This window comes from Paenibacillus sp. TSM33 (assembly GCF_056099025.1).
Genome location: NZ_JBLZXB010000019.1, coordinates 143,813 through 157,440 on the forward strand (window position 1 = coordinate 143,813; position 13,628 = coordinate 157,440).

Below are 13,628 nucleotides of genomic sequence, written 5' to 3' on the forward strand. Positions count from 1 at the left end.
GCATGCTAACGTTAGACTGCACGGCGCCGCGACCAGCGCTGAAAACTGTTAATCACGAATAACAGTACGAATGAAATGACCAACAGCATCAATGCCACCGCCGTAGCCCCTGCGTAGTCATTTTGCTCCAGCTTGGACATAATGAGCAGCGGAGCAATCTCGGTCTTCATCGGCATATTGCCAGAAATGAAAACGACAGATCCGTACTCGCCAATGCCGCGGGCAAAGGCAAGCGCAAAACCCGTCAGCAGCGGTGGTACCAGTTCCGGCACAATAACGCTGCGGAAGGTACGCCATCTGCCCGCTCCCAGCGTAGCAGCCACCTCTTCCTCATCTTTATCCAGCTCCTCCAGCACCGGCTGAACTGTCCGTACAACGAACGGAATGCCAATAAACATCAACGCGAGCGTAATCCCTGTCTGTGAGTATGCCATTTTCCACCCAAGCGGTTCGAACAGTGAGCCGATCCAGCCGTTCTGTGCATATAGAGCGGTCAACGCAACCCCTGCCACCGCCGTGGGCAATGCAAAGGGCAGATCGATGACCGCATCAAACATTCGTTTCCCTGGAAACTCATAACGCACCAGTACCCAGGCGATCAATAAACCGAGAAACAGATCGATCAGCGCCGCAGCTGCGGCACACAAAAAGCTCACCTTGTAGGAAGCCAGCACTCTGGCATCCGTCGCCACGTCCCAAAATTTCTCCCACGTCAGCCCGGTTGAATTCAGGAGCAGTGCTGATAATGGCACCAGCACCACCAGACTGAGATACAGCACACTATAACCCATCGTTAACCCGAAACCGGGAAGTACGCGTTTTCGGGTGGCTTGCATTTGACTCATGTTCTGTCCATCCCTCTCTCCATCCTTTGACTATGGCACTCGCGCCAACTGATCCTCTCGCCTTTACACTTCACTTATGTTATGAACTACCAGGTACATAAATCTGGTCAAAAATCCCCTTGTCGCTAAAATGCTTTTGCTGTGTCTCTTTCCATGTTCCGAATACATCCTTCAAGGTTACAAGCTCCAGGTTAGGAAATTGATCCTTGAACTTTGCCGTCACACTCTCTAATGTGGGGCGATAATAATTTTCAGCAGCTATGGTCTGCCCTTCTTCACTGTACAAATATTTCAGGTACGCGTCCGCCACCTCGCGTGTACCTTTTTTATCTACCACTTTATCGACCACCGCTACCGGAGGTTCAGCCAAAATACTGATCGACGGATATACGATATCGAATTTATCCGCACCTAGCTCCTTCACAGACAGCAGTGCTTCATTTTCCCAAGCGATCAGCACATCGCCAATTCCACGCTCTACGAAAGTCGTCGTCGCTCCACGTGCTCCGCTATCCAGTACCGGCACATGCTTATACAGCTCCTGTACAAACTGCTGGGCTTTGGCTTCATCGTTATTGTTTTTTTTGAGCGCATAGGCCCAGGCTGCAAGATAGTTCCAGCGGGCTCCGCCCGAGGTTTTAGGGTTCGGTGTAATGACCTGTACATCGCCGCGGACTAGATCATCCCAATCCTTGATCCCCTTCGGGTTCCCTTTACGTACCAATAATACGATGGTTGAGGTGTACGGGGAACTGTTATGCTCATATCTACTTTGCCATCCCTCTTTAACAAGCCCTTTCTCCTGTAACGCATCAATATCATAGCCCAGAGCCAGTGTAACCACGTCTGCATCCAGCCCGTCCTGCACAGAGCGGCTTTGCTTGCCAGATCCCCCGTGGGATTGCTTGATCGTAACCTTCTGTCCTTTCTCCTTCTCCCAATGGGCGGCAAACGCTTTATTATATGCCTCATACAACTCGCGGGTCGGATCATAAGAAACATTGAGCAACTCCACGTCCTTGGAGCCGGAAGCAGAGCTACCATCCGCCTGCGTCCCTTCCTTGCTTGCCCCGCAAGCACTTAGCACCATCGTTAAAACCAAAGATAGTCCGAGAATAAGCCGAATTTTGTGTTTCCTCTTCATCAAGACACCCCTCATTCTATGTAATTTGTAAATACACAATCATTTACGCCTGTTATTTACAGACATAATCAAAAAAAGAGCGGAGAATTCCCTGATGCAGCCCTGATAGGTCAAACCTGTCGCGTGTACAGTGTCTGCCTGCTGTTCCTAGAGGTTCTCCGCCAGAATGGCGAGGTTATACTTTAATACTCTAATTCCTACCTGTTTAATGAGTTATATGGATATAATACGAGAGTTTATGAGGGATGTCAAACCTTTTTTTGGAATGGGATGATCTATAAATTGCTTTCTTCAAGGGGGGGACAGTCAGAAACTTGTATACGTTTCCGACCGCCTAGAGGGCATGGCCACACGTGGAATACGACTTAGTTGGCTACCGTTTCAAGATTGATCGAAAAGACTCCAAAATGCTTCGGATTGTCCGTAGCTCTTCTCAGCCACAGCTCACCCGATCCCACCATAACGCCCTGATAATTAACAAACAACTCATCTGTCTTTTGGTTCACTAGCGCCTCACGAATCGCGTCCGTAAAAATCTGATCATATTTAGCCAGAAAATCTTTTTTGTTCGGAATCGTTAGCGACTTTTCACTATCATTGACACGCAGAGGGTACAAAATAAAATTGGCTACCTTCTCCTTATCATTGTCGGCAACAGCCTTCTGCAACGCTTTGAATGTGTTCAAAAATGCTTTAGGATCTTGAATACCTGCTACCTCAAAAGGATTTTGAGATGCATTGGAGGCTGCAGGAGCAGAAGATGTATCCTTTGAAGGAGCCGGGACGGAAGGAGCTGACTTTTTCGCATCAGTACCGCTGTTTTCTGCACTCTCGCTCTCTTTAGCTGCTTTGTCATTTTGGGCTGAACTGCTCTGATTGCCTCCAGCACTGTTCTCGATCATGCTTGTACTGCTTCCAGCATCACTCGGTTCAGCATTATTATCCTGGCCGCATCCAGTAAGAGCTACAAATGTAAGTGTAAGTAAAATGGCTGTAAGTGACAGCCTCCGTGACATTTTGTGATTATCGGATTCATGTTTTTTAGGCACAACGGGTCATCCTTTCTGCTTTCTACTCTGACCTATTCTGTTCATTAAGTCTTCAACCGTTCTATTGTAACATAAGTAGACTAATGACCGCATGTCGTGCCCATTCTGGAAGGAGCTTACAGTGTAATATATGCGAAGGTTTTAATGTCTCCTCGTGATCCGTCGTCCGTACTTACTTTCAAAATCAACTCTTTCAAGGAGCCATTCGCAGCTTCATTCTGCCCCTCTGGCTTGATAAACAGCAGATCGTGGCGTTCTCCCGGCTGTAACGTTCGGCTAGAAAACCCGCTCGTTGTGCCTTGCAAGTCTGATCCATTCGAACTGTTGAGCTTGTATCGTACGGGTTGCTTTCCTGTATTCTTGATACTGATATACAGCTTGCGCCCCTCTTCAAATCTAAATTCTGTTTGTCCTTGTCCTCCGAATTGCATTCTTTGGTCATGTACGATACGCTTCGCTGCTTCCCCTTGCTTATTCTGCATGCTAAGCGGAGCTGTCTGGTGCGTTGCACCCGTCGTTGATGTATAGGTGTTCGTCGAAACGCTCATATTGGCAAAAGCGGCATAACCTACGATCACCCCCGCCACACCCATCCAAACCCATTTTTCCACCATTTCATATCCCTCCTTCACAAAATATACTGAAGCTATGCTGTATGAAGTCAGTCGTCACCGTGATTGCACAGATGGAACGGCTTATCTTCTATAAGAAAGCGATCCAGCCAGGTCATGGTATATATACATTCGGGTGCCGATTCAATCAATCCGTTCACAATGTCTAAGGAGCGCAGATTTTTTAGGTTTTGTATCTCAGGGGGGAGCGTACGGATTCCGCTATACGAGATATCCAGATGCTCTAGTTGATGCAGCTCTCCGATTTCAGGCGGCAAATGCCGGAATGCCAATTTCTCCTTGGGGATCACCTTTTGGCCCGGTGCCGGGCGATCATAGCATCCACAGCTGACTCTTAGGCTTTTGAGTCGGGATAGCTTGGCAATGTCAGCAGGTAGCTCCTCCAAATCCGCCACTTGGATCGTCAGTGACTCCAAGGATTTCAATTCAAACAAAGCAGACGGTAGTGTTCGTATATCCTGTTCAAAGATAGTCAGATGCCTGAGAGAACGCAATTCTCTAATCCGTTCCGGGATCTCCGTCAAGCTATACTGCATGAGCTCCACTCGATCCGGTTGATGCCGAATAGCATCATTCAAAAACATATCTATATTGCCATGATGTTCAGGTTTATGAATAAAAACACCAGGGATAAGCTTTTCCAATTCATCTGCATCTTCTTTATCCATATTCAATCTACCGATTCGTTCGTGAGCAATGTTAATGATCCAATCCTCTCCATCGGCATTCTGGAAACACAAATCTTCTGGTAGTTTCGGGTGCACCCAGGAAAACAGGCTGGACGCCGCATGCTTTAATACTCTTCCAGCCTCAGGCGTGCATTGGTACCGGTAGAATATTCCTGGTGTGTAAGCAATGGAAAGCTCCCCCCTTATTTCCTCATAGGAGTGCGTGGACAGTAAAAAAGGATTCAATTGCTGTAACAATTTCTCGAACAAAACATCCTTGTTGGCGACTCCATTGTCATCCTCAGTTACCCAGTTATGTACGCCGAGCATAAATGTATCTGCCCGTTCCATAGCATAATCAATCAGTCTTTCATAAGCTGTCCCACGAACATCGCTGTATAATTGGAACATGTCTCTCCTCCTCTGTGCTGTCCTGCACCCTAACAATAAAAAAAGCCAAACTCATATCTATTATGAGTCTGGCTGTCATATTTTTCAAACTTGTTCAAAGGAATCCATACGGTGGCTCTCTATCTAGATCAGCCGCAAATACAGCTTACATATTATTCTGTCACCGTTCCATAGATCAGCACAGGTGCTTCCGCGTGATCCGCAATACGGATGTTTGCGTAGATTTTCTCCATCACTTGATCTACGTCTTCACGGTTGGCATGGATGGTAACCAGCGAATCGCCTTTTTGAACTGCATCGCCGACTTTTTTGTTCAGCATCAAGCCGACAGCCAAATCAATCTCGGATTCTTTGGTCGCACGACCTGCTCCCAGCAGCATCGCAGCGGTACCGATTTCGTCAGCCACAATTTCAGCTACCACACCGTCCTGCTTTGCAGGTACTTCAATAAGATACTGCGCCTGTGGCAATCGTTCTGGATGATCCACTACAGAAGCGTCGCCGCCCTGATTTGCAATAAACTCTTTGAATTTCTCCAGTGCTTTGCCGTTACGAATGACCTCTTTGAGCTTCTCTTCAGCGTCTTCGAGAGAGTCTGCTTTCCCGGCCAAAAATACCATCTGACTGCCCAAAGCCATACACAGCTCTTCCAGATCTTTGGGTCCTTCGCCGCGCAGCGTATCAATTGCTTCTTTAACTTCCAGTGAGTTCCCGATAGCCAGCCCCAACGGTTGACTCATGTCAGAAATAACCGCCATGGTCTTACGACCCACATTATTCCCGATGCTTACCATGGCATGTGCCAGTTCTTTGGCATCTTCTACTGTTTTCATGAATGCCCCCGCACCTGTCTTGACATCCAGTACGATGGCATCAGAGCCGGCAGCGATTTTCTTACTCATAATCGAGCTGGCAATCAGCGGAATCGAATTTACCGTTGCTGTAACATCACGCAAAGCATACAATTTTTTATCCGCAGGGGTCAGGTTGCCACTTTGTCCGACGACCGCAATTTTGCTGCGATTTACCAAATCTACGAATTCATCCTTGGTGATCTCTACGTGAAAGCCTGCTATAGCCTCTAGCTTGTCGATTGTTCCTCCGGTATGTCCGAGGCCGCGACCTGACATTTTCGCTACCGGAATGTCTAAGGCTGCTACAAGTGGAGCCAGTACCAGTGTTGTCGTATCACCCACACCACCAGTGGAGTGCTTATCTACCTTTACACCTTCAATTGCGGACAAATCAATCGTATCTCCTGAATGAACCATTGCCATGGTCAAATCAGCACGTTCCCGTTCGTTCATATCTTTGAAGAAAATAGACATCGCCAATGCACTGACCTGATAGTCAGGAATTTCACCCTGAGTATAGCCTTGGATAATAAAGTTAATTTCCTCAGTGCTCAGTTCTTTTCCGTCACGTTTTTTTTCAATCAAGTCTACCATTCTCATATGTCATTTCTCCTCACTGTGCGTATGATCGTTTACAGGGATACTGCTGTATCCAGTGCAACTTCCATCATTTCTTTAAACGTGGTTTGCCGTTCTTCTGCCGTCGTTTCTTCACCTGTCAGCAAGTGATCACTTACCGTCAGAATGGTCAGTGCGTTTACACCAAACTTGGCTGCCAGCGTGTATAAAGCCGAAGTCTCCATCTCCACACCCAGCACGCCGTATTCCATCAGCTTTTGTACCACTGATTTGTCATCACGGTAGAAGCTGTCTGAGCTGAATACGTTGCCGACATGCATGTTCAAGCCTTTGGCAACACCGCGATCATAAGCGCCCTTTAAGAGAGGGAAGCTGGCAATCGGTGAGAAATCATAGCCGCCAAAGATATGGCGGTTCATGCCGGAATCTGTACAGGATGCCTGTGCCAAAATGACGTCACGAACGTGTACATGCTCCTTCATTCCGCCGCAAGTACCCACACGGAACAAGTTTTTCACACCATACTCGCTAATCAGTTCGTTGACATAAATACTGATGGAAGGCAGCCCCATCCCGGTTCCCTGTACAGACAGACGTTTGCCTTGGTACGTTCCCGTGAATCCGAGCATTCCGCGCACCTCGTTGTAACAGGTCACGTCCTCCAGATACGTTTCAGCGATAAATTTCGCCCGTAACGGGTCTCCTGGCAGCAAAATCGTTTCTGCAATTTCTCCAGGTTTGGCTCCAATGTGTACACTCATGTTTTTATTCCTCCGTCCCATTTGTCCATGCTCATATTGTTACTCATATCGTTACTAATCATCCTGCCTGCACTCTTGCTAGGGTCCTGGATTACTGAAGCTCTGCCAAAAAGCTAGTTCCGTGTTCAGGCAGTTTTACACCAAAGTTATCCGCTACGGTCGCCCCAATATCCGCAAACGTCTTGCGAACCGCCAGTTCCTTGCCTCCAGCAGCAAAACGAGGGGAATATGCCAGCAAAGGCACATATTCGCGGGTATGATCCGTTCCGCGATATGTCGGGTCATTCCCATGGTCTGCGGTGATGATCAGCAGATCGTCATCGGTCATTTTGGCGAATACCTCGGGCAGACGGGCATCGTAATCGTCCAAGGCTTGACCGTATCCCTGCGGATCACGGCGGTGGCCGTATACAGCATCAAAGTCCACCAAATTCAAGAAGCTTAATCCGGTGAATTCCTCGTCCAGCGTAGCGACCAGCTTATCCATGCCGTCCATGTTGGACACTGTGCGCACTGCTTTCGTTACACCCTCGCCGTCATAAATGTCAGAGATTTTACCCAAGGCGATTACATCCAGACCTGCATCCTTCAGCTCGTTCATTGTGGTACGACCAAATGGCTTGAGCGCATAGTCATGTCGATTGGAGGTACGAGAGAAGTTGCCTGGCTCGCCTACGAACGGACGGGCAATAATGCGACCCAGCATGTACGGATCTTCCAGCGTGATTTTACGACAGAACTCGCAAATCTCATAGAGCTCCTTCAAAGGTACAACCTCCTCATGCGCCGCAATTTGCAGCACTGAATCCGCTGAGGTATAGATGATGAGTGCACCTGTTTTCACGTGTTCTTCGCCCAGTTCGTCAATGATTTCCGTGCCACTGGCTGGCTTGTTGCCAATGACTTTACGGCCTGTATGCTCCTCAATGCGCTGAATCAGCTCATCTGGAAACCCATCCGGGAATACACGGAAAGGAACTGCAATATTCAATCCCATAATTTCCCAATGACCTGTCATCGTGTCCTTGCCGTTGGAGGCTTCCTGCATTTTGGTGTAATACGCAAGTGGCTTATCGGCCACCGATACCCCTTCTATGGAACGAATGTTGGACAGACCGAGCTTACCCATATTCGGCATGTTCAGACCGCCGCGTTCGCGCGCAATATGACCGAGTGTATCTACATCATAATCATCAAACTGGGCAGCATCCGGTGCTTCGCCAATACCAACCGAGTCCATAACGACCAAGTGAATCCGTTTAAATTTAGACATCATAAAAATCCTTTCCCTGACTCGCTGTTTTTTTTACAAAAACAACCCTGCAATCGTTGCCGACAGCACGCTAACCAGCGTCGCTCCGTACAACAGCTTCAGACCAAAACGGGCCACTACATTTCCCTGTTTTTCATGCAGACCCTTCACAGCCCCGGAAATGATACCGATGGATGAGAAGTTTGCAAAGGATACGAGGAATACCGATACGATCCCGACCGTACGCTCGGACAAGCCTGTTTGCTTGGTCAGATCCAGCATGGCCACAAATTCGTTGGATACGAGCTTGGTAGCCATAATGCTGCCCGCCTGCACTGCCTCATTCCACGGAATCCCCATAACAAAGGCGAACGGCGCAAACACATAGCCAAGCAGCGCCTGAAAGCTGATCCCAAACAACCAGGAGAAAATACCGTTAACCATGGCAATCAGCGCCACAAATCCGATCAGCATCGCAGCTACCGTAATAGCAACCTTGAAACCATCCATAATATACTCCCCGAGCATTTCAAAGAAGGACTGCTTCTCTTCCTCTTGAACCTCCAGTAAATCGTCTTCCTTCTCAATCTTGTACGGATTAATAATGGAAGCGATAATAAAGCCGCCAAACAGGTTTAATACCAAAGCGGTAACCACATATTTGGGGTTCAACATTTGCATGTAGGCTCCCACAATCGACATGGACACCGTAGACATCGCAGATGCACACAGTGTATACAGCCGATGTTTTGGCAGCAGACCAATTTGCTTCTTAACGGAAATAAACACCTCGGATTGACCCAAGATAGCCGAAGCTACAGCGTTGTAGGATTCCAGTTTACCCATTCCGTTTACTTTGCTCAAGACAAGCCCGATATATTTAATAATAAAAGGAAGGACTTTTACATACTGTAAAATCCCAATCAGTGCGGATATGAACACGATTGGCAGCAGTACACCGATAAAGAACGGTGCTGCTCCTTCATTCGCAATTCCGCCAAAAACGAAGTTGATCCCTTCCATAGCATAACCAATCAGACTATTAAAACCTTTTGCAAAACCTTTGACTAGAATTTCACCAATCTCTGTATTCAGCAGTACGAAAGCAAGCGCTGCTTGCAGAACAACCATAACTATCAGCGGACGATACCTGATTTTACGCTTGTCACTGCTGGCAACGTAAGTAAGTGCAAATACAACGAGCAATCCCACCAAAGCGATTACATATTTCATTTCAATTCCCCCTCATTACATTAAGCGCTTACATTGCCCATAAAAAGAATGCGCCCCAAAGAGGCATTCTTTTTTTTATTTCCCCAGATCCGCAGGTCGAAAGGCACCCGGCAGTAATTGATCCACCGTCCACTCTTCCGTATTTCCATGAAGGTTTGTCAGATAAATTTTGGTATCTTGATGAGCAAATTCGGAAATGACCTGACGACAGGCCCCACATGGAGACACAGGTCCTTCCGTATCAGCTGCTACCGCAATCGAATCAATTTTTCGGCAGCCTTCGGATACCATTTTGAAAATCGCTGTCCGCTCTGCACAATTACATAAGCCGTAGGAGGCGTTTTCCACATTGCATCCGTGATAAATCGTGCCATCGCTCCCAAGAACCGCAGCACCCACTTGAAAATTCGAATACGGAACATATGCCTGATTACGCGCCTCAAGCGCTTTCTGAATCAATTGATCCTTCATCGCGAATCCCTCCATGACTTTAAAATAAACTTAGTAGGAAGATGTTGATTGCTCGCCCTCGATGATTTTCACACCGGAACTTGCACCGATCCGACTTGCGCCAGCTTCTACTAATTTTTGTACGTCCTCCAGGCTGCGTACGCCGCCAGAAGCTTTAACACCAATATCAGGTCCTACTGTCTTGCGCATCAAGGCTACGTCTTCCACAGTAGCTCCACCTGTAGAGAAACCCGTTGAAGTTTTCACAAAATTTGCTCCGGCTTTGACGGACAGCTCACACGCCAGTACCTTCTCTTCGTCTGTCAGCAGGCAGGTTTCAATAATTACTTTTACCAGTGTACCCGCAGCCGCTTCCACAACCGCACGGATATCCCGCTCGACAAGCTGTACATCGCGCGCCTTCAAAGCGCCTATGTTAATTACCATATCAATTTCAGTTGCACCGTTAGCAATAGCATCTTTGGTTTCAAATGCTTTCGTTGCCGGTGTATTAGCTCCCAGTGGGAACCCGATAACCGTACAAATAGCCACGCCTGTGCCTGCGAGCTGTTCGGCTGCATAAGCTACCCACGCCGGATTCACACATACGGAAGCAAACTGGTATTTTTTTGCCTCAGCAGTCAGTTTTGTAATTTCATCCTTCGTCGCATCTGCACGCAACAATGTATGGTCGATTAATGCTGCAATGTTCATATCTAAAGGCTCCTTCATTTAATAAATAGTGTGAAGAAAATGAATCGTTTATTTCTCTGTGTTGAGATCATCATAGCACGGCTCTGAACATATGTAAAACACATTTTGAAATTATGTTCACGCTTGTACACAGGCCGTTCACCTACAATTCATGTTACCCTGTAGGCACACACCGTAACCATGTTTAATTGAATTAAGACCACAGGTTCTATTGCAAAAGTGCTTGTGCTGTAAACTGATCCGTCACCAAGATATTCGCATACTTACCGCGCAGTGATGCCCGAATGGCCTCTACTTTGCGCTGGCCTCCAGCTACAAGGATGGACTTCTCTTTCTTTCGCAGCTCAGGTAGATCGATTCCAACGGTACGGCTGTTGATTTCCTGACTGCATATGTTGCCCTCATCGTCAAAAAAGCGTGAGCAAATATCGCCCTTGCCGATTTTTTGCAGCAGCTTCTGCTCTTCATGGTTAAAATAGCCTAATCGGAACAGCAGCGCATCCTCCTTGACCGTACCCACCGTAAACACCGCAATGTTCGCCTGCTTGCCAAGTTCAATGATACGTTGGATATGCCGATCCTCCTCAACCATTTTCTTAACAGCTTGACTGTCGAAAATTACAGGCAGCGGCAAATACCGAGCGATGGTGTTAAAGGCTTCTGCGAACAAATTCACGGTTTCCACGGCATAAGTGTTGACATGCGAATGGCTTACGCCTCCTTTGAGCTGAACCACCTCAACTCCCTTGACCTGCTTTTGCTGGAGATGAAGCGCCACCGCATGCATGGTTGTTCCCCATGTCACTCCAATAATATCAGCATCCTGTACCGTTTCATGCAAATAATCCGCTGCTTTTTTGCTAATATGCTTCTTGATCTCCTGATATTCATTTAATGGCGAATAACAGACCAGCACGGTATCCAGCCCGTATTTCTTTTTCACCTGCTCTCCGAGCGCGTCCATATCCTCCATCGGGTCCACAATACTGATCCTCACGTATCCCTGTTCCTTGGCAGCCTGAAGCAACCGCGATACCGTAGGACGTGAAACCCCAAGTCTGACCGCGATATCCTGCTGGCTATAGTCGTTTAGATAGTATAATCTGGCTGCCTCGATACTTAATCGCTGCTTTTCATGATCCATTCTACCTCAACCCGCTTATCTTAAAATGTAGTGCATCGGACACGACCTCAGCTCCAAACATTATATATGAAGGGAAACTCTTAGCCACGCCTTGTCCGGTTGGTTGTTATTTTGGAAGATTTAACTGCTCGTTTGTGATATTCTGTGATTAACTAAAACCATTTTACCGCATCCTCCACTTTATCGTTCCATCTGTTAAAACGCAATAGTTAACCCAATTTATCACTAGTTCACAACTTGTGATGGACTTATCTGAATATGTAAGGAGAATTGCTATGTCTGAATATATTGTATGCAGTCTGGCGGACAAGAAATTCGCGTTAAACTTTCTGGAAGTTGAGGAAGTTATGAATGCCAAAAAAGGGACACCGCTCCCCTTTTCCGAAGCATGGCATGAAGGAATGGTGACCATTCGTGGCGATGTATTTACAATCCTTAATCTTCGTAAGAAACTGTTTCTTCCCGCATCGAGCGACTCCTCCGAGGACAAAATGATTTTGCTCAGTCGTGCGAAGATTGCCTTGCTTGTCGATCAGGTGGAGGATACGGCATCTGCTGAAGACAGTCAGCTACAAAGCAATGAGGAAGAATGGCAACGCGAATTGTTTCCTACTGTGATGGAGCATCGGGGTGCTCTCATTCCGGTGATCGATATGGACGCTTTTCTCGCATCCACCAAGACGAACTAAAATAAATAATACTCCCGAACCTTGAGCCAGCTTGCACTCATCGTTCGGGAGTATTTTCCGTTATTGCAGTCCCTGCCCCTCTTTCATATGAACCAACGTGTTTAGCTGCTCCAGCAGCGTATTTCCGCCAGTCAGCGATATCGTACCAATCTTCTCGCAGATCTTTTCCATGAATTCCAGCTCTTTGAGGCGATAGAGGGTGGCGTTTTCGTCCATCAGCTTGGCCGTATTGAGCAGACTACGAGTGGATGCCGTCTCTTCACGTCGTGTGATGAGGTTGGCTTGTGCCTTCTTCTCTGCCAATAGCACTGTATTCAGAATATCCTTGATATCCCCCGGCAAAATAATATCCTTCACCCCTGCGGACGTAAAAGTAACCCCATATTCACCGCTCTGCTCATTCAGTCGTGTCAAAACATATTCCGCGATCTCCTGCTTCATTTTCAGCAAATCATCCAGCTTCATCGTACCCACATATTCACGCAGCAGCAGTTGAAGCATAATGTATATTTGTTCCTCGTATGCTCTGAATTCCAACGCCCGTAGCGGCTCAATGATCCGGTACTGACAGACGAAGTTAAGACGCAGCGTGATTTTGTCCTCAGTCATAATTTCCTGACCCATCAGGTCCATCTGCTGCTGTCGCATATCTAGTGTTTTGATCTCTGTATTCACCGTGGACAACCAGAAATAATATTTTCCCGGTTTTAGTTCACCTTGCAGCACATTATCGTAATACAAAAAGCCCAATTCATGACTGCCCACCTGAAGGGCTTTCCAGAAGCCTGGTGTCTTGGACAAGAATGCTTGCCCCAATGCCTTATCAATGGCAGGCTGCCGGGTATCTGCACGAACAAAACGATGCTCCTTGAGCATGTTCCAAAATGCATACTTCCCGGCTGTCAGCAGCTCTACAAACCGATTATCCTCATAATGCAGAACATATTCATGGTCCTCTACATCGATGACAGTCAATTGCTCCAGCAACAGAGGATCTGTCAAAAACAAACGAATATCATGATCTGGTACAAAAAATGATTCGGCTACATTCAAAATTTCAACGGCTTCCTGCTGAAATGTCTTCAATAGGTAGGTACCTGGGAGCAACAACTTGTGGTAGCTTCCTTTTTTGAACAACAGTCCGCGCTCATCGGCTTTAATCGTTATCTTCTTAAACATCGTATCACTCCTAGTATTTAAAAT

The 13,628-nt window shown here is 47.1% G+C and carries 14 protein-coding genes; 1 reads left to right on the forward strand and 13 read right to left on the reverse strand.

The features are described from left to right. Window positions 1-11 precede the first annotated feature (11 nt). The 12 genes from cysT to ACN6NF_RS21515 all read right to left on the reverse strand — a co-directional run bounded on the left by cysT (window position 12) and on the right by ACN6NF_RS21515 (window position 11,736). Entirely contained in the window at window positions 12-845 is an 834-nt protein-coding gene (gene cysT, locus ACN6NF_RS21460) for a sulfate ABC transporter permease subunit CysT (protein ID WP_016820376.1), read from the reverse strand. Between the two features lie 79 nt (window positions 846-924). Then, window positions 925-1,989 carry a sulfate ABC transporter substrate-binding protein gene (locus ACN6NF_RS21465; RefSeq protein ID WP_474319505.1) on the reverse strand — a complete coding sequence of 355 codons (1,065 nt, stop codon included), beginning with the start codon at window positions 1,987-1,989 and terminating at the stop codon, window positions 925-927. A 365-nt stretch (window positions 1,990-2,354) separates the two neighbouring features. Further along, complete coding sequence (locus ACN6NF_RS21470; protein ID WP_045244999.1) at window positions 2,355-3,038, reverse strand: hypothetical protein; 684 nt, start codon at window positions 3,036-3,038, stop codon at window positions 2,355-2,357. A gap of 116 nt (window positions 3,039-3,154) precedes the next feature. After that, window positions 3,155-3,652 (reverse strand): hypothetical protein, encoded by a 498-nt coding sequence (locus tag ACN6NF_RS21475; protein WP_474319506.1) that lies wholly within the window; start codon window positions 3,650-3,652, stop codon window positions 3,155-3,157. 47 nt (window positions 3,653-3,699) lie between these two features. Continuing rightward, window positions 3,700-4,749 (reverse strand): leucine-rich repeat domain-containing protein, encoded by a 1,050-nt coding sequence (locus ACN6NF_RS21480; protein WP_474319507.1) that lies wholly within the window; start codon window positions 4,747-4,749, stop codon window positions 3,700-3,702. 152 nt (window positions 4,750-4,901) lie between these two features. Beyond that, window positions 4,902-6,203 carry a pyrimidine-nucleoside phosphorylase gene (locus ACN6NF_RS21485; protein WP_474319508.1) on the reverse strand — a complete coding sequence of 434 codons (1,302 nt, stop codon included), beginning with the start codon at window positions 6,201-6,203 and terminating at the stop codon, window positions 4,902-4,904. 32 nt (window positions 6,204-6,235) lie between these two features. Next, window positions 6,236-6,943, reverse strand: a complete 708-nt coding sequence (gene deoD / locus ACN6NF_RS21490; protein WP_013373173.1) for a purine-nucleoside phosphorylase — start codon at window positions 6,941-6,943, stop codon at window positions 6,236-6,238. 91 nt (window positions 6,944-7,034) lie between these two features. Continuing rightward, window positions 7,035-8,219 (reverse strand): phosphopentomutase, encoded by a 1,185-nt coding sequence (gene deoB, locus ACN6NF_RS21495; RefSeq protein ID WP_474319509.1) that lies wholly within the window; start codon window positions 8,217-8,219, stop codon window positions 7,035-7,037. Window positions 8,220-8,249: 30 nt separating this feature from the next. Beyond that, window positions 8,250-9,428, reverse strand: a complete 1,179-nt coding sequence (locus ACN6NF_RS21500) for a NupC/NupG family nucleoside CNT transporter (RefSeq protein WP_016820385.1) — start codon at window positions 9,426-9,428, stop codon at window positions 8,250-8,252. A gap of 75 nt (window positions 9,429-9,503) precedes the next feature. Next, window positions 9,504-9,899, reverse strand: a complete 396-nt coding sequence (locus ACN6NF_RS21505) for a cytidine deaminase (RefSeq protein ID WP_016820386.1) — start codon at window positions 9,897-9,899, stop codon at window positions 9,504-9,506. A gap of 30 nt (window positions 9,900-9,929) precedes the next feature. Next, window positions 9,930-10,592 carry a deoxyribose-phosphate aldolase gene (gene deoC, locus ACN6NF_RS21510; protein ID WP_474319510.1) on the reverse strand — a complete coding sequence of 221 codons (663 nt, stop codon included), beginning with the start codon at window positions 10,590-10,592 and terminating at the stop codon, window positions 9,930-9,932. Window positions 10,593-10,800: 208 nt separating this feature from the next. Next, the gene (locus tag ACN6NF_RS21515; RefSeq protein ID WP_017425578.1) at window positions 10,801-11,736 is read right to left on the reverse strand and encodes a sugar-binding transcriptional regulator; all 936 of its coding nucleotides are present in this window, start codon (window positions 11,734-11,736) and stop codon (window positions 10,801-10,803) included. Window positions 11,737-12,011: 275 nt separating this feature from the next. On the opposite strand from ACN6NF_RS21515, the gene ACN6NF_RS21520 reads away from it, so the two are divergent. Then, window positions 12,012-12,425, forward strand: a complete 414-nt coding sequence (locus tag ACN6NF_RS21520) for a chemotaxis protein CheW (protein WP_016820389.1) — start codon at window positions 12,012-12,014, stop codon at window positions 12,423-12,425. Between the two features lie 60 nt (window positions 12,426-12,485). Here the strand turns inward: ACN6NF_RS21520 and ACN6NF_RS21525 are convergent, their stop codons facing one another. Then, complete coding sequence (locus ACN6NF_RS21525) at window positions 12,486-13,604, reverse strand: slipin family protein (RefSeq protein ID WP_474319511.1); 1,119 nt, start codon at window positions 13,602-13,604, stop codon at window positions 12,486-12,488. Between the last annotated feature and the right edge of the window lie 24 nt (window positions 13,605-13,628).

Coding starts and splice junctions, on each gene's coding strand:
- ACN6NF_RS21465 (WP_474319505.1), bottom strand. CDS start 1,989: ATGAAGAGGAAACACAAAATTCGGCTTATTCTCGGACTATCTTTGGTT.
- deoC (WP_474319510.1), bottom strand. CDS start 10,592: ATGAACATTGCAGCATTAATCGACCATACATTGTTGCGTGCAGATGCG.
- deoD (WP_013373173.1), bottom strand. CDS start 6,943: ATGAGTGTACACATTGGAGCCAAACCTGGAGAAATTGCAGAAACGATT.
- ACN6NF_RS21480 (WP_474319507.1), bottom strand. CDS start 4,749: ATGTTCCAATTATACAGCGATGTTCGTGGGACAGCTTATGAAAGACTG.
- ACN6NF_RS21505 (WP_016820386.1), bottom strand. CDS start 9,899: ATGAAGGATCAATTGATTCAGAAAGCGCTTGAGGCGCGTAATCAGGCA.
- ACN6NF_RS21475 (WP_474319506.1), bottom strand. CDS start 3,652: ATGGTGGAAAAATGGGTTTGGATGGGTGTGGCGGGGGTGATCGTAGGT.
- ACN6NF_RS21515 (WP_017425578.1), bottom strand. CDS start 11,736: ATGGATCATGAAAAGCAGCGATTAAGTATCGAGGCAGCCAGATTATAC.
- cysT (WP_016820376.1), bottom strand. CDS start 845: ATGAGTCAAATGCAAGCCACCCGAAAACGCGTACTTCCCGGTTTCGGG.
- deoB (WP_474319509.1), bottom strand. CDS start 8,219: ATGATGTCTAAATTTAAACGGATTCACTTGGTCGTTATGGACTCGGTT.
- ACN6NF_RS21500 (WP_016820385.1), bottom strand. CDS start 9,428: ATGAAATATGTAATCGCTTTGGTGGGATTGCTCGTTGTATTTGCACTT.
- ACN6NF_RS21520 (WP_016820389.1), top strand. CDS start 12,012: ATGTCTGAATATATTGTATGCAGTCTGGCGGACAAGAAATTCGCGTTA.
- ACN6NF_RS21485 (WP_474319508.1), bottom strand. CDS start 6,203: ATGAGAATGGTAGACTTGATTGAAAAAAAACGTGACGGAAAAGAACTG.
- ACN6NF_RS21525 (WP_474319511.1), bottom strand. CDS start 13,604: ATGTTTAAGAAGATAACGATTAAAGCCGATGAGCGCGGACTGTTGTTC.